Consider the following 22,185-nt stretch of genomic DNA (forward strand, 5'->3'; position numbering starts at 1 on the left):
GCAGGGCCGGGGGCAATGGGTCAGGCGCCGGAGGTCACCCGGTAGGCGTCGAAGACGCCGTCGACCTTGCGGACCGCCGCCAGCAGGTGGCCCAGGTGCTTCGGGTCGGCCATCTCGAAGCTGAACCGGCTCACCGCCACCCGGTCCCGGGTGGTGGTGACGGTGGCGGAGAGGATGTTGACCCGCTCGTCGGAGAGCACCCGGGTGACATCGGCGAGCAGCTTGTGCCGGTCCAGCGCCTCGACCTGGATGGCGACCAGGAACGTCGACGCGGAGGTGAGCTTCCAGCTCACCTCGACGACCCGCTCGTTCTGGGCCCGCAGGTCCTCGGCGTTGGCGCAGTCGTCCCGGTGCACGCTCACCCCGCCGGAGCGGGTGACGAAGCCGAACACCGAATCCGGCGGGACCGGGGTGCAGCAGCGCGCCAGCTTGATCCACACGTCGCTGACCCCGCGTACCACCACGCCCGGGTCGGCGCTGCTCTGCCGGCTGCGCGGCGGCCGGGTCGCGACGGCGGTCTCGGCGATGTCCTCCGCCGCGCCCTCCTCGCCGCCGTACGCGGCCATCAGCTTCTGCACCACCGACTGGGCGGAGACCTGGCTGTCGCCGACGGCGGCGTAGAGGGATGCCACGTCGGCCAGGTGCAGGTCGCGGGCGATCGCCATCAGCGCGTCGGAGGTGAGCATCCGCTGCAGCGGCATGCCCTGCTTGCGCATCGCCTTGACGATCGCGTCCTTGCCGGCCTCGATGGCCTCCTCGCGCCGCTCCTTGTTGAAGTACTGCCGGATCTTCGTGCGGGCGCGCGGGCTCTTGACGAAGCCCAGCCAGTCCTGCGTCGGGCCGGCCGTGTCGGACTTCGAGGTGAAGATCTCGATCACGTCGCCGTTGGACAGCGTCGACTCCAGCGGCACCAGCTTGCCGTTGACCCGCGCCCCGATGCACTTGTGCCCGACCTCGGTGTGCACCGCGTACGCGAAGTCCACCGGCGTGGAGCCGGTCGGCAGCGGGATGACGTCACCCTTCGGGGTGAAGACGTACACCTCCTGGCTGGACAGGTCGAAGCGCAGCGCGTCGAGGAACTCGCTCGGGTCGGCCGCCTCCCGCTGCCAGTCCAGCAGTTGGCGCAGCCAGGTCATCTCGTCGATGTGCGCCGGCGGGCCGACGATCTGGGTGCCCTTGTGTTCCTTGTACTTCCAGTGCGCGGCGATGCCGAACTCGGCGGTGCGGTGCATCGCGTACGTGCGGATCTGCATCTCCACCGGCTTGCCGGTAGGCCCGATGACCGTCGTGTGCAACGACTGGTACATGTTGAACTTGGGCATCGCGATGTAGTCCTTGAACCGGCCCGGCACCGGCTGCCAGTTGGCGTGGATGACGCCCAGCGCCGCGTAGCAGTCGCGCACCGTGTCGACCAGGATCCGCACCCCGACCAGGTCGTAGATGTCGTTGAAGTCGCGGCCCCGCACGATCATCTTCTGGTAGATCGAGTAGAGGTGCTTCGGCCGGCCGGTCGTCTCCGCCTTGATCTTGGCGGACCTGAGGTCGGTCTGCACCTTCTGGGTCACCTGACGCAGCAGCGCCTCGCGCTGCGGCTGGTGCTCCCCGATGAGGCGGTTGATCTCCTCGTAGCGCTTCGGGAAGAGCGTGCCGAACGCGAGATCCTCCAGCTCCCACTTGATCGTGTTCATACCCAGCCGGTGGGCCAGCGGGGCCAGGATCTCCAGGGTCTCCTTCGCCTTCTGCTCCTGCTTCGGGCGGGGCAGGAAGGTGAGGGTGCGCATGTTGTGCAGCCGGTCGGCCAGCTTGATCACCAGCACCCGCGGGTCCTTGGCCATCGCGACGACCATCTTGCGGATCGTCTCGGCCTTGGCCGCGTCGCCCAGCTTGACCTTGTCGAGCTTGGTCACCCCGTCGACGAGCAGCGCGACCTCGCCGCCGAAGTCGGCGCGCATCTGGTCGAGGGTGTATTCCGTGTCCTCGATGGTGTCGTGCAGCAGCGCCGCCACCAGCGTGGTGGTGTCCATCCCCAGGTTGGCCAGGATGGTGGCCACCGCGAGCGGGTGGGTGATGTAGGGGTCGCCGGACTTGCGGTACTGCCCGGAGTGCCAGCGGGCCGCGGTGTCGAAGGCGCGCTGGAGCAGCCGCGCGTCGGCCTTGGGGTGGGCGTCCCGGTGGGTCGAGATCAGCGGCTCGAGCACCTCGCTGACCTGCGAGGACTGCCACGGCGCGTTGAACCGCGCCAGCCTGGCCCGCACCCGGCGGCCGGTCGGCGCGCTGGACAGGGCGAAGCCGGCGCTGGGCGCCGGGTCGCCGGCGCCGTCGGCGGGGAACGGGAGCACGACCCCGTCGGTCGCCGCGCCCGCGCCACCGGCCGGGCCGGTCGCCGTGCCGGCGCGCGCGGCGTCGGCCGGACCGGTCACGCCGGAGCCGTTGCCGGAGCCCGCGCCCCGGGCCGGCGCGTCACCGTTGCGGGCCGTCACCGAGCCGTCCGCGTCGCCTGTCGGGTGCACCGTGCCCTCCACCGGAGGGGCGACATCGTGGGACACCGGCCTCCTCACCGCTCGCCGGAATACACCGACCGTGCGCCGGTCGGCCTGGTCTCGCGCCACCCGGACGGGTCTCCGCCCGGTCAGCAATGGGCAATGCTACCCGCACGCACGGTGCCCCGCCGCTCCGCCGGACGGACCCCGCCGGGTCCGTCCGACGGCCGGGCCGCTCAAACGGTCAACAGGGCATGGACCGGGCGCGGGGCCAACCGCTCCCGCCCGCCGAGGAAACCGAGCTCCAGCAGCACGGTGAAGCCCGCAACGGTGCCGCCGGCCCGTTCCACCAGGTCCAGCGTCGCCTCGGCGGTGCCGCCGGTGGCCAGCACGTCGTCGACCACCAGCACCCGGTGCCCGGCGGTGAAGGCGTCCTCGTGCACCTCGAGGGTGGCCTCGCCGTACTCCAGGGCGTAGGAGGCCGAGTACGCCGGCCGGGGCAATTTCCCGGCCTTGCGCACGGGCACCACGCCGACGCCTGTCGCGTACGCGATGGCCGCCGCGACCACGAACCCGCGTGCCTCGATGCCGACGACGGCGTCGAACGAGTCCCGCCCGTGGTACGCGACGATCCCGTCGATCACCTGGCGGAACGCCTCACCGTCGGCGAACAGCGGCATCAGGTCCTTGAACATGACACCGGGCTTGGGGAAGTCGGGCACGTCGAGCACCCGGCTGGCCACCAGCTTGGCGGCCTCCGGGCCGCTGTCTCCCCGTACCCCGGTGCTGTGGGTCTCCGTCACGGCAGTCCGCTCCCCTTCCACGACGACGGCGTCCTCCATGCTGCTCGCACAGCATGAAGGACGCCGTCGGTCCGATCCCTACCGGGTGTCCCCGGCCCCGGTCAGCGCCGCTTGCCGCCGCCCGGACGGTTGCCGCCGCCGCCGGCGGGGCGACCGCCCCGGGCACCGGTGGACCGCTTCGCCGCCGGCCGCGCCCCCACCTTCGGCGCGGCGCCGGCCAGCGCCGCCGCCTCCGCGTCGACCGGCTCGTCCGCCGACTCCGCGGCCCGGGACTCGCCCTTCGGGGCGACCTCGCCGCGGGCGATGGCGCCCCGGCGGGCCAGCACCCGCTTGTTGTGCGCCTGGATCCGCGGTTCGTAGTTCTTCAGCAGCACCAGCAGCGGCGTCGCCAGCAGGATGGAGGTCAGGAACGCCACCGCCATACCGACGAAGAGCACCAGGCCGAGGTCCTTCAGGGTGCCCGCGCCGAGCAGGCCGGCACCGATGAAGAGCAGACCACCCACCGGCAGCAGCGCCACCACCGAGGTGTTCAGCGACCGCATGAGGCTCTGGTTGATGGCCAGGTTGGCAGCCTCGCCGTACGTCTGGTTGTTGTTGGCGGTGATGCCGCGCGTGTTCTCCTGGACCTTGTCGAAGACCACCACCACGTCGTAGAGCGCGAAGCCCAGGATCGTGAGGAAGCCGATGACCGTCGACGGGGTGACCTCGAAGCCGACAAGCGAGTAGACGCCGGCGGTGAGGACCAGGTTCATGATCAGCGAGGAGACGGCGGCGACGGCCATCCGCCACTCGAAGCGCAGGATCAGGTAGACCATCACCACCGCGATGAAGATGACCAGACCGAGCAGCGCGCGGGAGGTCACCTGGCTGCCCCACGCCTCGCTGACCTGGTTGCCGCTGATCTGCTCCGCGCCGATGCCGAACTCGTCGGCCAGCTCGACCTTGACGGCGTTGGCCTGCTCGGCGCTCAGCTGCGTGGTGCGCACCTCGTAGAAGTCGCCGCCGGTGCCGCCGACCTTCTGCGTGGTGACCACCCTGGCGCCGTCGCCGGCCGCGCCGAGCGCCCCCTCGACCTTGTCCTCGGTCTGCTCCAGGGTGCCGACGCTGGCCGGGATCTGGAACGAGTTGCCGCCGGCGAACTCGATGCCGAGGTGGAACCCGCGCAGCCCGAAGCTCAGGAGCGCGAACAGGATCAGCGCGCCGGCGACGGCGAACCAGACCTTGCGCCGGCCGATGATGTCGAGGCCGGCCTCGCCCCGGTAGAGGCGGCTCGCGAGACCACTCTTGGCCATCTCAGGCCTCCTTGACGCGCTGGTTGCGGGGCTTGGCCGGCTCGGCCGTCCGGGGCGGGAGCACCCGGCCGAGACCGCTGACCCGCGGGGACAGGAACGCGGAGGTGCGGGCGAACATCGTCATGATCGGGTGCCGGAAGAGGAAGACCACGACCAGGTCCAGCACCGTGGCCAGGCCGAGGGCGAAGGCGAAGCCCTTCACCGCGCCGACCGAGACGACGTAGAGCACCACCGCCGACATCAGGGTGATGGCGTTGGCCGAGATGATCGTCCGACGGGCCCGGATCCAGGCGCGCGGCACCGCGCTGCGCGGGCTGCGCCCCTCCCGGATCTCGTCCTTGAGCCGCTCGAAGTAGATGACGAACGAGTCCGCCGCCACACCGAGCGAGACGATCATGCCGGCGATGCCGGCGAGGGTGAGGGTGAAGCCGATCTGCCGGCCGAGCACCACCAGCGCGCCGAAGACCAGCAGCGCCGACAGGACCAGGCTCAGGAAGATCACCGAGCCGAGCAGCCGGTAGTAGAAGAACGAGTAGATGATGACCAGCGCCATGCCGATGCCCGCCGCGAGCAGACCGGCCCGCAGGTGGCTGGCGCCCAGGGTGGCGGTGACGTTCTGCTGCTCCTGCGCCTCGAAGGTCACCGGCAGCGCGCCGTAGCGCAGGTTGCCGGCCAGCTCGCTGGCGTCCTTCTGGGTGAAGCTGCCGGTGATCTGCGAGTTGCCGGTCAGCACGCCCTGGATCTCGGGCGAAGAGACGATCTCGTTGTCCAGCACGACGGCGACGCGGCACTTGCCGTCCTGGCCCAGCGCGGTGGCGTCGCAGGCCTGGCCCTCGTTGGTGAACGCCTCGCGGGTCAGGTTGGTCCACTTGTCCTGACCGGAACCGGTGAAGTCGAGGCTGACCACCCAGGAGCTGGTCTGGTCGAGCACCGCGTCGGCGTCGTTCACGTCGGTGCCGAGCACCTTGGCCTTGTCGAGCAGGTATTTCGCGGCGCCGTCCTCGCAGGCCACCACCTGCTGCTCCGGGTCGGAGATCGACGCCGGCGGGCGCTGGTCGAGCTGGGCGCAGCTGATCTGCGGCACGTTGAACTGCATCTGCGCCGGCAGCACCGCGACCTCGCGCGGGTCGAGGGTGGCGAACGGCTTGAGCTTCTCCGCCAGCGACGGGTCGGCGGCCAGGTCGGCCGGGGCCTGCAGGCCGCTCGCTGCGGCCCAGGCGGCGGCGCCGACCTTCTTCTCGACGGCCTTGCGCTGCTCCTCGACGCTCTGCGGCACCGGCTCGCCGCTGGCGCTCGGCGACGGCGCCGCGCCGCTCGGCGAGGCCGACGCGCTGGGCGAGGCCGACGCGCTCGGGGCCGGGGCCATGCCGCCCTGGCCGCCGCTCGGCGACGCGGTGGCCTTCGGGCCGGCGCTGCCCGACGGGGTGGCGCCGGCCGAGGGCTTCGCGCTGCCCGACGGGGCCGGGCTGGCGCTGCCGGACGGGGTCGCGGTGGGCGCCGGGGCGGCGGCCGCGCCGCTGCCGTCGGCGGCCTTGAGCACCTTGCGGAAGCGCAGCTCGGCCGCGCTGCCCACCTCGGTGATGTCGCGGTTCTCGCCGGGCAGGGAGATCACGATGTTGCGGTTGCCCTCGGTGACCACCTCCGCCTCGGCGACGCCGAAGGCGTTGACCCGGCTCTCGATGATCCGGCGGGCCTCTTCGAGGTTCTCCGCCGTCGGCGCCCGGCCGTCGACGGTGTTGGTCGCCTCCAGCGTCAGCCGCGTGCCACCGACGAGGTCCAGGCCGAGCTTGGGCTCCAGCCGGTCCTTCCAGCCGCCGCTGGCGCCGCCCGCGAAGAACACCAAAAGATAGAGGACGACGAAGATGAGCCCGAGCACGGCCAGTTGCCGTCCGGGGCGCATCTGTCCCTGAGGTGGTGCCACGGCTGTCCTGTCTCCCTGTACGGTCGCGCCGCTGGTGCGGCGGGTGTCGGCCGGTGCGGCCGGCGGTTCTGACGGGCCGGCGTCGGAGGCCGGCGCGCGGGCTCCGACGTCGCGGCGCGGGGGCGCCGGAACGGAAGGCGCGGACGCGCCGATTCCGTCGGGCCCCACTATCCAGTTTTCACGTCCGCTCCGCTGCCCCGTGGGGCGCGGCGGTCACCGGGAGCCGGCGCCGCCGCGTACGGGGGCGGGGCGACGACTCACTCCTTGACGACGTCCGCGTCCTTGACGACGTCCGCGTCCTCGGCGGCCGGCTCCTCGGCGCGCTCGGCCTGGCTGACCACCCGGGCGATGGCCGGGCGGGCGTACCGGGTCTGCACGCCGGGCGCGACCTCGAGCAGGACGGTGTCGTCGTCGACGCCGGTGACCGTGCCGTAGAGCCCGCCGATGGTGACCACCTCGTCGCCGGGGGCGAGGGCGGACTGCATCGCCTCCGCCTCGCGGCGGCGCTTCTGCTGGGGGCGGATCATCATGAAGTACATGACGCCGAAGAGCAGAGCGATCATGAGGATCGGCGTCAGGCTGCCGGCACCCCCGCCGCCCTCTGCTGCGTAAAGCACGGTGAAAGACCTTCCCATTGGCCTCCGGGACCGGCACGTGCGTGCCGGAGCGGAGGCGGATTCTCACGTCCTGTACAGACCGGCGCGAGTCTAATCCCTGCACCTGGGAACGCCGAATGCGGCACAGATCACGTTCACATCACGGCTGTTCGGCGTCCACGGAGAACAGATCGGGCGCGGGAGGGGCATCCACGCCAAATGTACCATTCGGGGGCGTACGCCCCAGGTGCCGCCAGGCGGCCTCGGTCGCGACCCGGCCGCGGGGCGTACGGGCCAGCAGGCCGGCCCGCACCAGGAACGGCTCGCACACCTCCTCGACCGTGTCCGGCTGCTCCCCCACCGCCACGGCGAGGGTGGACAGGCCGACCGGCCCGCCCCGGAACGAGTCGACCAGCGCGGTCAGCACCGCCCGGTCGAGCCGGTCGAGGCCGAGCGCGTCGACGTCGTACACCTTCAGGGCCGCCCGGGCCGTCTCCAGGGTGACCACGCCGTCGGCGCGGACCTCGGCGAAGTCGCGGACCCGCCGCAGCAGGCGGTTGGCGATCCGGGGGGTGCCCCGGGAGCGACCGGCGACCTCCGCGGCGCCCTCGTCGGTGATCGGCACGCCGAGGATCCGGGCCGACCGCCGCAGCAGCACCTCCAGGTCGGCCGGGGAGTAGAAGTCGAGGTGCGCGACGAAGCCGAACCGGTCCCGCATCGGCCCGGTGAGCAGGCCCGAGCGGGTGGTCGCGCCGACCAGGGTGAACGGCTCCACGTCCAGCGGGATGGCGGTCGCGCCCGGCCCCTTGCCGACCACCACGTCGACCCGGAAGTCCTCCATCGCGCTGTAGAGCAACTCCTCGGCCGGCTTGGCGATCCGGTGGATCTCGTCGATGAAGAGCACGTCGCCCTCGGCGAGACTGGTCAGGATCGCCGCCAGGTCGCCCGAGCGCTCGATCGCCGGGCCGCTGGTCACCCGGATGCCCGAGCCCAGCTCGGCGGCGACGATGTTGGCCAGGGTGGTCTTACCCAGGCCAGGCGGCCCCGAGAGGAGGATGTGGTCGGGCGGGGAGCCGCGCCGCATCGCGCCCTGGAGCAGCAGGTCCAGCTGGTCGCGGACCCGGTGCTGGGCGATGAACTCCTCCAGCCGCTTCGGCCGGACGCTGGCCTCCGCGTCCAGTTCCGCGTCGTTGACGTACGCGGAGACCAGGTTGCCGTCGGGACCGGTCACCGGGTGCGTCCCAGCAGTCGGATGGCCTGCTTGAGCAGCACCGGCACCGGCGGCACGTCACCGTCGACGGTCTCCGCCACCGCGGCCACCGCCTGGTCGGCCTGCCCCGCCGTCCAGCCGAGCCCGACCAGCGCCTGCCGGACCTGCTCCGGCCACGCCCCGCCGGTCACCCCGGCCGCCCCGTCGGCGCCGACCGGCACCGGGCCGACGCGGTCGCGCAGTTCCAGGACCAGGCGCTCGGCGCCCTTCTTGCCGATGCCGGGCACCCGGGTCAGGGCGGCCGTGTCGGCGTTGGCGATCGCCTTGCGCACCGCGTCGGGGGTGTGCACGGCGAGCACCGCCTGGGCCAGCCGGGGGCCGACGCCGCTGGCGGTCTGGAGCAGCTCGAACAGCTGTTTGGCGTCGTCGTCGGCGAAGCCGTAGAGGGTGAGCGAATCCTCCCGGACGACCAGGCTGGTGGCCAGCCGGGCGGGCTGGCCGATCCGCAGGTCGGCGAGGGTGCCGGGCGCGCACTGCACCGCGAGGCCCACCCCGCCGACCTCCACCACCGCGTGGTCCGGACCGGTCGCGGTCACCACCCCGCGCACGCTGGCGATCATCTGGCTCCTCCTCGTCGTACCCGGTCGGCCGCGGCGGCCAGCTTGGAGCGCGTCCCGCCGCGCCACACGTGACAGATGGCCAGGGCGAGGGCGTCGGCGGCGTCGGCCGGCTTCGGCGGCTCGGCCAGCCGCAGCAGCCGGGTGACCATGGCGGTCATCTGCGCCTTGTCGGCCTGGCCGGAACCGGTCACGGCGGCCTTCACCTCGCTGGGCGTGTAGGTCTGCACGGGCAGCCCGGCGCGGGCGCCGGCGAGCACGGCGATCCCGCTGGCCTGGGCGGTGCCCATCACCGTGCGGACGTTGTGCTGGCTGAAGACCCGCTCGACGGCGACGCTGTCCGGCCGGTGCTCGGCCACCAGGTCGGTGAGCGAGCGGTCGAGGTGCAGCAGGCGCAGCGGCAGCTCGTCGGCCGGGTCGGTGTAGACGACGTAGTAGGCGACCAGCGTGCAGGGCCGCCCCGGCACGCCCTCGACCACGCCGACCCCGCACCGGGTCAGCCCCGGGTCGACGCCGAGCACGCGCACGCCGCCTCCTCCCCCAGCCGTCAGCAGTACGTGTGTTCGACACCCTACCGATCCGGGTGACGCCCCGCCGCCGGGGACACGCCGGGCGCGCCGACACGCCGCCCGGGAGCGCGGTGGCCACACACTCCGACCGTCGAGTATGTGTCGCCGCCCCATGTGCGCCCGGACACACAGCTCGTAACTTCATGCGCCATGACGGCAGAACCCGTGGCGGTCCCCCACGTCGTACACGTCGACCTCGCCGGTCGTACCGCCCTGGTCACCGGGGGCGGCAGCGGCATCGGCCGGGCCTGCGCCCTGCGGCTCGGCGCCGCCGGGGCGAAGGTCCTGGTGGTGGACCGCAACATCGAGGCGGCCAAGGCGGTGGCGGCGCAGGCCGGCGGCCGGGCCGAGGGCGTGGACCTGGCCGACGCCGACGCGGTCGACCGGCTCGACGCCGACGTGGACATCGTGGTGAACAACGCGGGCCTGCAGCACGTGGCGCCGGTCCAGGAGTTCACCGCCGAGCGCTTCGCCCACCTGCACCGGGTGATGGTGGAGGCGCCGTTTCTGATCATCCGGCGGGCGCTGCCGCACATGTACGCCAGGGGTTGGGGGCGGATCGTCAACATCTCCTCGGTGCACGGGCTGCGCGCCTCGCCGTACAAGTCGGCGTACGTCTCCGCCAAGCACGCCCTGGAGGGGCTGTCGAAGGTGGTGGCGCTGGAGGGCGCGCCGCACGGCGTCACCGCCAACTGCGTCAATCCCGCGTACGTGCGCACCCCGCTGGTGGAGAGCCAGATCGCCGACCAGGCGGCCAGCCACGGCATCCCCGAGGCCGAGGTGGTCGAGAAGATCATGCTGGCGCGGGCGGCCATCAAGCGCCTGATCGAGCCGGAGGAGGTGTCCGAGTTGGTGGCGTACCTCTGCTCCCCGCCGGCGGCGTTCATCACGGGCGCGTCCATCGCGCTCGACGGGGGCTGGACGGCGAACTAGTGGCGAGCCGCACAATGTCGGTCATGTCGTCACCGGTGGAGTTCCTGGAGCTGCTCGCCCGCGAGGCCGCCGCGGTGGAGTTCGAGGGGCCGCTCGTCGCCGCGCGCGCCGCCGGGCTGCCGCCCGAGCGGCTCGCCGAGCTGGAGCAGGCCAAGACGGTGGCGCTGCGGGTCCGCGCGTTGCTGGAGCGCCGTCGCCGCCGGGAGGTCGAGCTCTCCGGGCTGTACGACACGGTCAGCGACCTGGCCGGGCTGCGCGACCTCGACGACGTGCTGCGCGCGATCGTGCACCGGGCCCGCAACCTGCTCGGCGCGGACGTCGCCTACATGACCCTCGACGACGACGAGCGCGGCGACACCTACATGCGGGTCACCGACGGCTCGGTCTCGGCCCGCTTCCAGCGGCTGCGGCTGCCGATGGGCGCGGGCCTCGGCGGCCTGGTGGCCCAGTCCGGTGCCCCGTACGTCACCGCGAACTATCCGGAGGACGACCGCTTCCACCACACCGGCGAGATCGACGCCGGGGTGGGCGAGGAGGGGCTGGTGGCCATCCTCGGGGTGCCGCTGCGGCTGGGCTCGACCTCGATCGGCGTGCTCTACGCGGCCAACCGCTCGGCCCGACCGTTCGCCCGGGAGGAGGTGGCGCTGCTGGTGTCCCTCGCGGCGCACGCGGCGGTGGCGATCGACACCGCGCGCCTGCTCGCGGAGACCCGGGCGGCGCTGGAGGAGCTGTCGGCGGCGAACACCACCATCCGGGCGCACAGCAGCTCGGTGGAGCGGGCCGCCGCGGCGCACGACCGGATGACCGCGCTGGTGCTGCGCGGCGGCGGCGTGGAGGACGTCGCCTCGGCGGTCACCGACGTGCTCGGCGGGGCGCTGTTGGCGCTGGACGCGGAGGGCCGGCTGCTGGCCCGGGTCGGCGAGATCGAGGAGCCGGACCGGGCGGACATGGTGGAGGCGGTGGCCGCGTCGCGTACGGAGGGCCGCAGCGTGCGCCGGGGGCCGCTCTGGTACGCCGCGGTGGTGGCCGGCGCGGAGAACCTGGGCGCGCTGGTGCTGCGCCCCGACGACGAGCTGGTCGACGCCGACCAGCGCATCCTGGAGCGGGCGTCGCTGGTGACGGCGCTGCTGCTGCTGTTCCGGCGTACCGTCGCCGAGGCGGAGGGGCGGGTCCGGGGCGAGCTGCTCGACGACCTGATCGCCCGGCCGCTGCGGGACACCGACGCGCTGCGCAGCCGGGCGCGCCGCCTCGGGGTGGACCTGGACGCCCCGCACGTGCTGGTGGCGGTCGGCGACGACGCGATCGCCGCGACGGGCTCGGCCCGGCAGCGGGTGCTCTCCTGGGCCACCACGTACGCCTCGACCCGGGGCGGACTGGCGGCGGCCCGCGACGGGCGGGTGGTGCTGATGCTGCCCGGACAGGACGCGGGCGGCAGCGCGCGGGCGGTGGCCCGGGACCTGTCGCGGGTGACCGGCCGGCCGGTGACCGCCGGGGCGAGCGGCCCGTCGACGGGCCCGGCGTCGCTGGCCGCCACGTTCGCCGAGGCGGAGCGCTGCCTGACCGCCCTCGGTGCGCTGGGCCGCTCGGGGCAGGGGGCGAGCACCGCCGAGCTGGGCTTCGTCGGGCTGCTGCTGGGCGCGGTCGGCGACGGCGGCGACAAGGACGTGGACCGGTTCCTGACCGCCACCGTCGGGCCCGTGGTCGACTACGACGCCCGGCGGGGCACCGCGCTGGTGAAGACGCTGGAGGCGTACTTCGGGGTGGGCGGCAGCCTGGCCCGGGCCGCCGAGCTGCTGCACGTGCACGTCAACACGGTGACCCAGCGGCTGGAGCGGGTCGGGCAGCTGCTCGGCGCGGACTGGCAGAAGCCGGAGCGGGCGCTGGAGGTCCAGCTCGCGCTGCGCCTGCACCGCCTGCGTACGCCCGCCGCCTGACGGGCCGACGGCGGTCGGGCACGCGCCGCCCGACCCGGCCGACGGCGGTCGGCACGCGCCCGTCGGGCGCTGGTCCCCCGTCGGGCGCGGGTCAGCGGGCGCGGATGCCGTCCAGGAGGCCGTCGACGATCTGCTCGGCCAGCGTCGCCTCGTCGAGGTGGGGGTGCCAGCGCATCACCCGCTGCACCAGCATCGGGCCGGTCAGCATCGCCATGGTCACCTCGACGTCGAGGTCGGCGCGGAGCTCGCCGGTGCGCACCCCCCGTCGCAGCACCTCACGCATCAGCGTCCGCCGGGGCTCGATGATGTTCTGGTAGAGCTGGTACTGCTCGGGGCTGCGGTTCACCTCGGGCACCAGGCAGGGCATGATCCGCTCCGCCCGCGGGTCGATGTGGTGCCCGACGGCACCCACCAGCAGGATCAGGTCGTCGCGGACGGAGCGGCCGGCGGGCTCCGGCGGGTTGCCCTTGAGCGTGCGCAGGGCGTCGCGCAGCAGCGCGTCCTTGCCCGGCCAGCGGCGGTAGATGGTGGCCTTGCCGACCCCCGCCCGGGCGGCGATCGCCTCGATCGAGATCGACTCGATGGTGTTGCCCTGGGCGAGCAGGTCGAGGGTTGCCTCGATGATCGCCTCGTCCGCGCGGACGCTCCGCGGCCGGCCGGGCGACCGCGGAGCGTCGGCGGTGGAAGTCATGTCGGACATTGTTCCCGAACCTAGGCCGTCCCGGCCAACTCGGGTTCCGCCGCCGGCGCGGGCGCCCCCGCCGGGGCCGCCGACCGGCCGGGCATCCACCGCAGCACCACGAGGATGCCGAGCGCGGTGACCACCGCCGCGAGGGCCGCCGCCCAGTGCATAGCGGCCACGAATGCCTCGTCGGCCGCCGCGACGAGCTGCGGCGCCGCCGGCCCGAGCTGACCCGCCGTGGCGTACGCGCCGGAGATCGACTCACCGGCGGCCTCGCGTGCCCCGGTGGGCAGGTCCCGCAGCGCGGAGTCGACGTCGGCGCGGTAGACCGCCGAGAGCACCGACCCGAGCACCGCCACGCCGAGCGCGCTGGCCACCTGGCGCACTGTGTTGCTGACCGCGGAGCCGACGCCGGCCTTCTCCCGGGGCAGCGCCGACATGATCGACTCCGTGGCCGGGGGCATGATGTTGGCCATTCCGACGCCCTGGAGGAAGAAGACGACGAGCACCACCCAGATCGGGGTGGCCGCGTCGACGAAGGCGAACCCGGCGAGCGCGGCCACGGTCAGCGCCAGCCCGACCGTGGCGACCGCCCGGCCGCCGTACCGGCGGACCATCGCGGCGCTGCGCGGGGCGAAGACGAGCTGGGCCGCGGCGAAGGGCAGGAAGAGCAGGCCGGTCTCCAGCGGGCTGTAGCCGCGGACGAGCTGGAGATAGAACGAGCTGAAGAACATCACGCCCATCGCGGCGAAGAAGACCAGCCCGACGATCGCCACCGGAGCCGCGAAGCGGGGCACCCGGAACAGCCGCACGTCCAGCGACGGATGGTCGCTGCGTCGCTCGTACGCGACGAACCCGGCCAGCACCGCCAGGCCACCGAGGATCGCGGCCCAGACCACCGGCCGGCCGAAGCCGTGCTCGCCGCCGTCGATGATGCCGTACGTCAGGGCGACCAGACCGACCACCGACAGCAGCACGCCCGCGACGTCGACGCGCCCCGGGCTCGGGTCGCGCGACTCGGGGACCAGGAGCGCGACCAGCACCACGCCGAGCGCGACCACCGGCACGTTGATCAGGAAGACCGAGCCCCACCAGTAGTGCTCCAGCAGCGCGCCACCGAGGATCGGGCCGATCGCCACCGCCAGGCCGACCGCGCCCGCCCAGACGCCGATCGCCCGACCCCGCTCCCGGGGGTCGAACACGTTGGAGATGATCGAGAGCGTGACCGGCATGATCGCCGCGCCACCCACTCCCATCAGCGCGCGGGCCGCGACGAGCTGGGCCGGGCTCTGCGCGTACGCCGACAGCAGCGACGCCAGCCCGAAGAGCACCAGGCCGATCAGCAGGAACCGCTTGCGGCCCGCGCGGTCACCGAGCACGCCGAAGGTGAACAGCAGGCCGGCGAAGACCAGCGTGTAGGAGTTGATCGACCACTCCAGCTCGCCCTGACTCGCGCCGAGGCCGTGCACCGGGTCGGCGAGGGTACGCAGCGCGACGTTGAGGATCGTGTTGTCCAGGACGACCACGAGCAGGCTGATCACCAGCACCCCGAGGATCGCCCACCTCCTCGGGTGTCCCGTGTTCTCGTGCGGTTGCATCTCCGTGCTCCCCCCGGTCCCGTTTTCGATACGGGTCAGACTCGTATTGCGGTCAGCGTAGGGCCTGGAGTTTCGATACGGAACCGGACCGTATCTTATGTGACGGCGGTCACCCGGAGCATCGACGCCCCACCCGCCGCCGGGGTGGGATGAGCGCGCGGCGACGGTGGCAGCGGTGGCAGCGGTGGCGGTGGCGGCGGCCGCGGCGGTGGCGGTGGTGGCGGTGGTGGCGGTGGTGGCGGTGGCAGCGGTGGCGGCGGCCACGGCGGTGGCGGCGGTGGCGGTGGCAGCGGTGGCGTGCGCCCCGCCCAAGAGGGCAAGGTCGCCAACGGCTCGTATTGGTGTGCGGCCGAATCTCGGCAGCCCGCAGCTGATGTCCCGCGGCAGCTGGCGTCCCACGCATCCGGCGTCTCTCACCCGGCAGCGGCCGGCAGCCACGTTCGGCGCCAGCCCGGAGTAGGTCCGCACCTCATCGGGTCAGGCGATCGTTCGACCCGCGAGACTGCCGTAGGTGGGTGGGCGAGGTACTTGGTTGGGCCCTGTCGAGCTGAGTCGGTTACGACATCACGGCACTTCGGCGGCGACGTGCAGCTGGCGCCGCTGGTGCGGCTGGCCGGCGGGCCGGTGCGGCTGCCCGGCTGGCGGGCCAGTGCGGCTGCCCGGCTGGCGGGCCGGTGCGGCTGCCCGGCTGGCGGGCCGGTGCGGCTGCCCGGCTGGCGGGCCGGTGCGGCTGCCCGGCTGGCGGGCCGGTGCGGCTGCCCGGCTGGCGGGCCGGTGCGGCTGCCCGGCTGGCGGGCCGGTGCGGCTGCCCGGCTGGCGCGGCCAGCCTCGGTTGAATCGTTTGCGACATCAGCTCCACAGGGCGCGTGCGGTCTGGTTGCGGGTCCACGAAGCGGTGGCGTCGGGGTGCGGCAGGCGCGGCTGACTCGTTTGCGACATCAGCTCCACAGGACGCGTGCGGTCTGGTTGCGGGTCCACGAAGCGGTGGCGTCGGGGTGCGGCAGGCGCGGCTGAATCGTTTGCGACATCAGCTCCACAGGACGCGTGCGGTCTGGTTGCGGGTCCACGAAGCGGTGGCGTCGGGGTGCGGCAGGCGCGGCTGACTCGTTTGCGACATCAGCTCCACAGGACGCGTGCGGTCTGGTTGCGGGTCCACGAAGCGGTGGCGTCGGGGTGCGGCAGGCGCGGCTGAATCGTTTGCGACATCAGCTCGACAGGCCGGGCGAGGTCAGGTTGGCACCGACGGGCGGGAGGCGTCGAGCCCTCCCGACCTGCGCCAATCTCTTCCGAATTGCGTCGATCACTCCCAAGGCCGACCGACCTCTATCGAAGTGCCCTGATCCGGGGGGGGGGGATCATAGGCGTGGAATCGTGGTTGGGGCCGGGTCGTTACACGTGCGTACGGCCGAGTGAGGGCACGTGGCCACCTGCGGGCGGGGGTGCCGGGCCCGGAATGACGGCGGGCCGGTGGCGCCGCGCCGGTCGAGGCAGCCACCCCGATCACCGCCGTCGCCCTGGCGGAGAAGCCGGTCGTGGACAAGGGCAGGGCAAGCTGGTGACCGCGACGACCATGACTCGCAGGGCCTGTTCCAGCAGCGCCCGTCGAGTGGGTGGGGCACGGTGGAGCAGATCACCGACCCGGAGTACTCGACCATGGCGTTCCTGAAGGGCCTCAAGCAGGTCGACGGCTGGCAGGACATGCCGCTGACGAAGGCGGCGCAGACGGCGCAGGTGTCGGCCTGTGCCGGCCGACGGCACATCCACCACCAGGCGTCAGTGTGGGGGCGGCGCGGAGCAGCAGGCCCTCACGGCGGCGGGGAGCGTGGACAGTCGGGCCGCCGGCGCGGCGAGCGGCTCGATCCAGCCGGGCCCGGCGCCGTACACCCGGACCGCCGGGAAGTCCCGGGCGAAGCGCACCAGGCGATACGCGCGGCCGGTGACCGGCGTCTGGGCCCAGACCACGACGGTGCGGGGGCGGGCCCGGCGCACGGCGCCGGAGAGCGCCGCCCACGGCAGCGCGGGCCCGAGCAGGAGGCTGCCCCGGGTGCGCTCGCGCAGCGCGGCCGAGAGCGCGTGCAGGCCCAGGCAGTGCGTCTCCTGTTCGGCGCCGGCGAGCAGCACGCCTCCGGTGGGCAACGGGCGGCCGGGCACGCGGCGGAACACGTCCAGGCCGACGCGGACGCCCTCGGAGAGGGCGTGCTCGACGGCGACCTCGATGGCCGTGTGCCCACGCAACGCGGCGAGCGCCGGCACGCAGACCTGCTCCCACAGCGCCGGGACGCCCCAGCCGTCGGCGAGCTCGCCGACGAGCGCGGCGACCCGGTTGCCGTCGAGATCCTCGGCGGCCAGGGCGAGGCGCTTGCGCGCGATCTCGACGGCCTCGGCCGGCATGGGATCTGTCAGCACCAGACGCACCCCCGGGTAGACGTTTCGCTACCAGGGGGTTCGCTGGAAGGGCGCCGGCTGGATGCGCCCTCGTGGGACTACCGGCGGCGGGACGCCAGCCAGCGGGCGGCCAGGGCGGCGGCGCTGCCCCAGATGCCGCGCCGGAACACCAGCACGACGACCACGAAGATGCCGCCGGTGACCAGGCCGATCGCCTCGAACCCGGAGAACGACAGCCAGTCCTCCAGGCGGACCAGGATGCCCGCGCCGAGCACCCCGCCCCAGAGCGTGCCGATGCCGCCGAGCACCACCACGATGACGGCCTTGCCGGAGGTGGTCCAGTGCAGCACGTCGAGGGAGACGAAGCGGTGACCGACGGCGAACAGCCCGCCGCCGAGGCCGGCGATGAACCCCGACAGCACGAACGCGGTCAGCTTGTAGCGGTGCACCGGGTAGCCGAGCGCGCGGGCGCGGGCCGGGTTGTCGCGGATGCCGACCAGCACCCGGCCGAAGGGCGAGTGCACGATCCGCCACGCGCCGGCCAACCCGAGCAGCACGATCGGCAGGATCGCGTAGTAGAAGTAGTAGTCGTCGGTGAGGTCCAGCCCGAACAGCTCGCGGGGCACGCCCTGCAGGCCGTTCTCGCCCCGGGTGACCGAGCGCCACTCGTTGGCGACGTAGTAGACCATCTGCGCGAACGCCAGGGTGACCATGGCGAAGTAGATGCCGGTCCGCTTCACCGCCAGGTAGCCGATCGGCACCGCGAGCACGGCCGCGGCGAGCGCGCCGGCCAGCACCGCCGCCGGGAACGGCAGGCCGAGGTGGATGGCCGTCAACCCGGTGACGTACGCGGAGGCGCCCCAGAAGGCGGCGTGCCCGAAGGACATCAGCCCGGTGAAGCCGAGCAGCAGGTCCACGGCGACGGCGAACAGCGCCCAGCAGAGGATGTCCACCGCCACCGCCGGGTAGAGCCCGTTGGGCAGCCAGAACGCCACCAGCAGCCCGACGGCGAGCAGCGCGTACCGGACCCAGCCGGGCGCCCGGGTCACGGCGACCAGCCCGGACCTCGGCGCGGGGCGACCGGCGTCGGTCGCGGTGTCGACGGTGCTCGTCATGCCGGTGCCTCCTCACGGCCGAACAGCCCCGCCGGTCGCCAGAGCAGCACGGCGGCCATCACGATGAAGACGATCGTCTGCGACACGATCGGGAAGCCGGACAGGTACGCCTCGCCCCACGCCTGGACGAGGCCGATGCCGAAGCCGGCGGCGACGGAGCCGAAGATCGAGCCCAGCCCGCCGATCACCACCACCGCGAAGACCACGATGATCAGGTCGGCGCCCATCAGCGGGTTCACGGCCCGCATCGGCGCGGCCAGCACCCCGGCGAGACCGGCGAGACCGATGCCGAAGCCGAAGACCGGCGTGACCCAGCGGCCGACGTCGATGCCGAACGCCCGGGTCAGCTCGGGCCGCTCGGTCGACGCCCGGACCACCATGCCGATCCGGGTGCGGGTGAGCACCCACCAGACGCCCACGCAGACGGCCACCGCGAAGCCGAGGATGAAGACCCGGTACGTGGGAAAGTCGAAGAGTCCGAGGTCGACCGACCCGCTCAGCGCGGCCGGGGTGGCGTACGGGCTGGACTGCACTCCGTACCGGAGCTTCACCAGGTCCTGCAGGATGAGCGTCAGGCCGAAGGTGAGCAGGAAGTTGTAGAGCGGGTCGAGCCGGGTGAGCCGGTGGATGAAGGCCCGCTCCAGCGCCATGCCGAGCAGGGCCAGCCCCACCGGCATGATCACCAGCGCCGCCCAGAACGGCACGCCCGCCTCGCTGAGCAGGACGTACGCGCCGAAGGCGCCGAGCATGTAGAACGCCCCGTGGGCGAAGTTGACCACCCGCAGCATGCCGAAGATGACGGCGAGCCCGAGGGCGAGCAGGGCGTAGAACGCCCCGCTCACCAGCCCGTTGAACGTGTTCTGGAAGAAGCCGGTCATGCCCGGGTCACATCTTGCAGTCCGCCGACGGGGCGCGGAACGCCTCGGCGGCGGGGATGGTCTTGAGGACCTTGACGTAGTCCCACGGCTCACTGACCTCGGACTGCGGCTTCACCTGCGCGAGGTAGGCGTCGTGGATGACCCGGTGGTCCTCGGCGCGGAACTTGCCGTTGCGCAGGAAGACGTCGTTGACCTCCTTGCCCTCCAGCGCCTCGACGATCGCGTCGGCGTCGTCGGTGCCGGCGGCCTGCGCGGCCTCCAGGTACTGCGTCGCGGCGGAGTAGTTGGCCGCGTGGGCGAACGACGGCCGGGTCCCGGTCTGGGACTGGAACCGGTCGGCGAACTCGCGGTTCTGCTGGTCGGAGTTCCAGTACCAGGCGTCGGTGTAGGTGGTGCCGGCGAGCGCGGCCGGGGTGAGCGAGTGGATGTCGGTGATGAACATCAGGCCGACCGCCAGCCCGACGCCCTTCTCCCGCAGCTTGAACTCGTTGTACTGCTTGACCACGTTGACCAGCTCCGCGCCGGCCTGCATAGTGCCGAGCACCTGCGGCTTCGGGTCGAGCGTCGGCGCCTTGAGCAGGAAGGTGGAGAAGTCGCCGCTGGTGTTGGGGAACGGCGCGCCGTCCTTGCCGACGACCTGCCCGCCGGCGGCGGTGATGGCAGCGGTGAAGCTCTTCTCCATGTCCTGGCCGAAGGCGTAGTTCGGGTAGAGGATGTACCAGTTCTTGCCGACCTGCTCGGTGGTGACCTTGCCCGTCCCGTTGGCCAGCATGTACGTGTCGTACGCGTAGTGGAACGTGTACCTGTTGCAGCTCTTGCCGGTCAGGTCGGTGGTCGCGGCGCCGATGTTGAAGTAGAGCTTCTTCTTCTCCTTCGCCACGTCGGCCACCCGCAGCGCCGCCGACGAGGTGGGCACGTCGAGGATCAGGTCGACGCCCTGGCGGTCGTACATCTCCTGGGCCTTGGTGTTGGCGATGTCGGGCTTGTTCTGGTGGTCGGCGGTCTCCACGGTGATGTCCTTCGTCACCGCCCTGTCGCCGTGCCTGGCCTTGAAGTCGGCGATCGCCATCTCCACGGCCTTGACCGAGTTCTTGCCGGACAGTTCGGAGTACGCGCCGGACTGGTCGTTCAGCACGCCCAGCACGATCTTGCCGCCGGTCAACTTCTGGTCCCCGCCCGCCCGGGGACCACCGCCGCCGCAGCCCGCGACCAGCACCATCGCCGCCGCCGAAGCGGCGGCCACACCCACCGTCCTACGCATGCCCATCCCTCCACCCCGCGCGCCGCGCGGGTCGTCGAATCGGAATTCAGATGCCGAGGTACGACAGCAGCTCCCGTTCCCGGGAGCGCACCTCGGAGTTGTCCATCGCCTCCACGACGCGTCCCTCGGCCAGCAGGTAGTGCCGGTCGGCGACGCCGGTGGCGAAGTGCAGGTTCTGCTCGACCAGCAGCACGGTCACCCCGTGCCGTTTGGCCTCGCGCAAAAGGTCGCCGACCTGCTGCACGAGCAGCGGCGAGAGCCCCTCGGTCGGCTCGTCGCAGAGCAGCAGCCGGGCGCCCATCCGCAGCACCCGGGCCAGCGCGAGCATCTGCTGCTCGCCGCCGGAGAGCATCGTGGCGGCCGAGTCCCGCCGCTGGTGGAGGGCGGGGAACGCCTCGTACACCCGCTCCAGCGACCACGGGTCGGGGCCGACCGTCGGCGGGAGGGTGAGGTGCTCCGTGACGCTCAGCGTGGCGTAGCTGCCCCGGTCGTCGGGGACCCAGCCGAGCCCCAGCCGCGCCCGCCGGTACGCGGGCAGCCTCCCGACGTCCCGCCCGTCCAGCTCGATCCGGCCGCGCTGGCCGGCGTGCAGGCCCATCACGCAGCGCAGCAGGGTGGACTTGCCGGCGCCGTTGCGCCCGACGAGGGTGACCACCTCGCCGGCGGAGACGTCCAGGCTGACCTCCCGCAGCACCTGCGCCTCGCCGTACCAGGCGGACAGCTTCTCAACGCGCAGCATCGGCGGCTCCCAGGTAGGCGGTGATCACGCGCTCGTCGGCGCGGACCTGCTCGTACGGGCCCTCGACGAGGACCCTGCCGGCCTGCAGGACGGTGACGGTGTCGGCGAGCCGCCCGACGACGCTCATGTTGTGCTCGACCAGCACCACCGTCCGGCCCTGCCGGACCCGCGCGACCAGCTCGACGGTGCGGTCGACGTCCTCCAGCCCCATGCCGGCGGTCGGCTCGTCGAGCAGCAGCACCTTCGGGTCCAGGGCGAGGGCGATGGCCAGCTCCAACGCGCGCTTGCGCCCGTACGCCAGCGCCTCGGCGGGGGCCTCGGCCAACTCGGCCAGCCCGACCATGTCGAGCAGTTCGCCGGCCCGGTCCGTGTAGCGGCGCATCAGCTTCGCCGAACGCCAGAACCGCCAGCCCAGCCCGCTCGGGCTCTGCAACGCCAACTCGACGTGCTCGCGGGCGGAGAGCTGCGGGAAGAGGCTGGTGATCTGGAACGACCGGGCCACGCCGAGCCGGGCGACCCGCTCCGGGGGCAACCCGGTGACGTCGCGGCCGTCCAGCTCGATGCGCCCGTCGCTGGGTCGCAGGAAGCCGGTGAGCAGGTTGAACAGGGTGGTCTTCCCGGCGCCGTTCGGGCCGACGAGCGCGTGGACGCTGTCCGCCGCGACGTCGAGGTCGACGCGGTCGACCGCCCGGAAACCCCGGAAGTCACGGGTCAGCCCGCGGGCCGACAGGAGCGCTTGCCCGGCCATCGCCTACTCCTTCGTAGGTCCGGCGACGACCGGATCGGTGACCGGGGTCACATGGCCGTCGTGTGCTGGAAACCTACGGCGGCGTCGTGATGTCGAACTATGTCGATGGCAGCCATATTCCGGGACGCCCGACCGTGCGGGAACTCCACCCCGCCGCCCGGCCACCCCGCCCGCCGGCATCGACGGCGGTGACTGTCGAGCCACGGGCGTACCACGTCATGTGGGCGCGCCACGGCCGCGCCACGGCCGCGCTTCGCCTTGACCGGTGCCCCTAGGGTGATGGCCCCCTCCCGCGAAAGGTGCCGAGCGGACTGCCCGTCGGCTTCACTGTTGCGATCATCTTCGCCGTCGGCCCGGCGGTCTCCGGCCTGCTGGCGCTCGCCGCCTCGAAGACGTCGACGAAGGGGACCGCCGGCCTGGCCGC

General features: G+C 72.9%; 19 protein-coding genes and 1 pseudogene. 4 read left to right on the top strand and 16 right to left on the bottom strand.

Annotated elements, in window-relative coordinates:
- Nucleotides 1-20: 20 nt before the first annotated feature.
- The 8 genes from GA0070606_RS05560 to ruvC form a co-directional block, all read right to left on the bottom strand.
- Nucleotides 21-2,546: a RelA/SpoT family protein gene (locus tag GA0070606_RS05560; protein WP_091095661.1), complete on the bottom strand. Its 2,526-nt coding sequence runs from the start codon at nt 2,544-2,546 to the stop codon at nt 21-23.
- A 170-nt stretch (nt 2,547-2,716) separates the two neighbouring features.
- Nucleotides 2,717-3,283 carry an adenine phosphoribosyltransferase gene (locus GA0070606_RS05565; protein ID WP_091107337.1) on the bottom strand — a complete coding sequence of 189 codons (567 nt, stop codon included), beginning with the start codon at nt 3,281-3,283 and terminating at the stop codon, nt 2,717-2,719.
- A 101-nt stretch (nt 3,284-3,384) separates the two neighbouring features.
- Nucleotides 3,385-4,575 (bottom strand): protein translocase subunit SecF, encoded by a 1,191-nt coding sequence (secF, locus tag GA0070606_RS05570; protein WP_091095663.1) that lies wholly within the window; start codon nt 4,573-4,575, stop codon nt 3,385-3,387.
- Nucleotide 4,576: 1 nt separating this feature from the next.
- Nucleotides 4,577-6,496: a protein translocase subunit SecD gene (secD, locus tag GA0070606_RS05575; protein ID WP_176737240.1), complete on the bottom strand. Its 1,920-nt coding sequence runs from the start codon at nt 6,494-6,496 to the stop codon at nt 4,577-4,579.
- Between the two features lie 257 nt (nt 6,497-6,753).
- On the bottom strand, nt 6,754-7,113 hold the full coding sequence (gene yajC, locus GA0070606_RS05580; protein WP_176737241.1) for a preprotein translocase subunit YajC: 360 nt from the start codon (nt 7,111-7,113) through the stop codon (nt 6,754-6,756).
- Nucleotides 7,114-7,252: 139 nt separating this feature from the next.
- Nucleotides 7,253-8,323, bottom strand: coding sequence for a Holliday junction branch migration DNA helicase RuvB (gene ruvB / locus GA0070606_RS05585; RefSeq protein ID WP_091095670.1), 1,071 nt, complete (start codon nt 8,321-8,323; stop codon nt 7,253-7,255).
- Nucleotides 8,320-8,922, bottom strand: coding sequence for a Holliday junction branch migration protein RuvA (gene ruvA, locus GA0070606_RS05590; RefSeq protein WP_089001017.1), 603 nt, complete (start codon nt 8,920-8,922; stop codon nt 8,320-8,322). Before ruvA ends, ruvB begins: the two co-directional genes overlap by 4 nt.
- On the bottom strand, nt 8,919-9,446 hold the full coding sequence (gene ruvC, locus GA0070606_RS05595) for a crossover junction endodeoxyribonuclease RuvC (RefSeq protein ID WP_089001018.1): 528 nt from the start codon (nt 9,444-9,446) through the stop codon (nt 8,919-8,921). The genes ruvA and ruvC overlap by 4 nt, the downstream gene beginning before the upstream one ends.
- 192 nt (nt 9,447-9,638) lie before the next feature.
- Here ruvC and GA0070606_RS05600 point away from each other — a divergent pair, with 192 nt between their 5' ends.
- Nucleotides 9,639-10,421, top strand: coding sequence for a 3-hydroxybutyrate dehydrogenase (locus GA0070606_RS05600; protein ID WP_091095672.1), 783 nt, complete (start codon nt 9,639-9,641; stop codon nt 10,419-10,421).
- Nucleotides 10,422-10,435: 14 nt separating this feature from the next.
- Nucleotides 10,436-12,355: a helix-turn-helix domain-containing protein gene (locus tag GA0070606_RS05605; RefSeq protein ID WP_091095674.1), complete on the top strand. Its 1,920-nt coding sequence runs from the start codon at nt 10,436-10,438 to the stop codon at nt 12,353-12,355.
- 91 nt (nt 12,356-12,446) lie between these two features.
- Here the strand turns inward: GA0070606_RS05605 and GA0070606_RS05610 are convergent, their stop codons facing one another.
- Both GA0070606_RS05610 and GA0070606_RS05615 read right to left on the bottom strand, forming a co-directional pair.
- Complete coding sequence (locus GA0070606_RS05610; protein WP_091095676.1) at nt 12,447-13,055, bottom strand: TetR/AcrR family transcriptional regulator; 609 nt, start codon at nt 13,053-13,055, stop codon at nt 12,447-12,449.
- Between the two features lie 11 nt (nt 13,056-13,066).
- Nucleotides 13,067-14,635 carry an MFS transporter gene (locus GA0070606_RS05615; RefSeq protein ID WP_091095678.1) on the bottom strand — a complete coding sequence of 523 codons (1,569 nt, stop codon included), beginning with the start codon at nt 14,633-14,635 and terminating at the stop codon, nt 13,067-13,069.
- 175 nt (nt 14,636-14,810) lie between these two features.
- On the opposite strand from GA0070606_RS05615, the gene GA0070606_RS32375 reads away from it, so the two are divergent.
- Both GA0070606_RS32375 and GA0070606_RS05625 read left to right on the top strand, forming a co-directional pair.
- Nucleotides 14,811-15,095, top strand: coding sequence for a hypothetical protein (locus GA0070606_RS32375; protein WP_176737242.1), 285 nt, complete (start codon nt 14,811-14,813; stop codon nt 15,093-15,095).
- A 1,085-nt stretch (nt 15,096-16,180) separates the two neighbouring features.
- Nucleotides 16,181-16,375: pseudogene (locus tag GA0070606_RS05625) on the top strand (hypothetical protein); the annotation flags it as partial.
- A gap of 33 nt (nt 16,376-16,408) precedes the next feature.
- Here the strand turns inward: GA0070606_RS05625 and GA0070606_RS05630 are convergent.
- The 6 genes from GA0070606_RS05630 to GA0070606_RS05655 form a co-directional block, all read right to left on the bottom strand.
- Nucleotides 16,409-17,041, bottom strand: coding sequence for a transcriptional regulator (locus GA0070606_RS05630; RefSeq protein WP_245724572.1), 633 nt, complete (start codon nt 17,039-17,041; stop codon nt 16,409-16,411).
- A 77-nt stretch (nt 17,042-17,118) separates the two neighbouring features.
- The gene (locus GA0070606_RS05635; RefSeq protein WP_091095681.1) at nt 17,119-18,135 is read right to left on the bottom strand and encodes a branched-chain amino acid ABC transporter permease; all 1,017 of its coding nucleotides are present in this window, start codon (nt 18,133-18,135) and stop codon (nt 17,119-17,121) included.
- A complete protein-coding gene (locus GA0070606_RS05640; RefSeq protein ID WP_091095683.1) occupies nt 18,132-19,013 on the bottom strand; it encodes a branched-chain amino acid ABC transporter permease in 882 nt (293 codons plus the stop codon). The genes GA0070606_RS05635 and GA0070606_RS05640 overlap by 4 nt, the downstream gene beginning before the upstream one ends.
- A 7-nt stretch (nt 19,014-19,020) precedes the next feature.
- Nucleotides 19,021-20,280, bottom strand: a complete 1,260-nt coding sequence (locus GA0070606_RS05645; protein ID WP_091095686.1) for an ABC transporter substrate-binding protein — start codon at nt 20,278-20,280, stop codon at nt 19,021-19,023.
- A 40-nt stretch (nt 20,281-20,320) separates the two neighbouring features.
- On the bottom strand, nt 20,321-21,013 hold the full coding sequence (locus GA0070606_RS05650) for an ABC transporter ATP-binding protein (RefSeq protein ID WP_091095688.1): 693 nt from the start codon (nt 21,011-21,013) through the stop codon (nt 20,321-20,323).
- Nucleotides 21,000-21,761: an ABC transporter ATP-binding protein gene (locus GA0070606_RS05655; protein WP_091095690.1), complete on the bottom strand. Its 762-nt coding sequence runs from the start codon at nt 21,759-21,761 to the stop codon at nt 21,000-21,002. Before GA0070606_RS05655 ends, GA0070606_RS05650 begins: the two co-directional genes overlap by 14 nt.
- Nucleotides 21,762-22,185: the final 424 nt, after the last annotated feature.

Origin of the sequence: Micromonospora citrea, assembly GCF_900090315.1 — a bacterium.
GTDB classification, from domain to species: Bacteria; Actinomycetota; Actinomycetes; order Mycobacteriales; family Micromonosporaceae; genus Micromonospora; species Micromonospora citrea.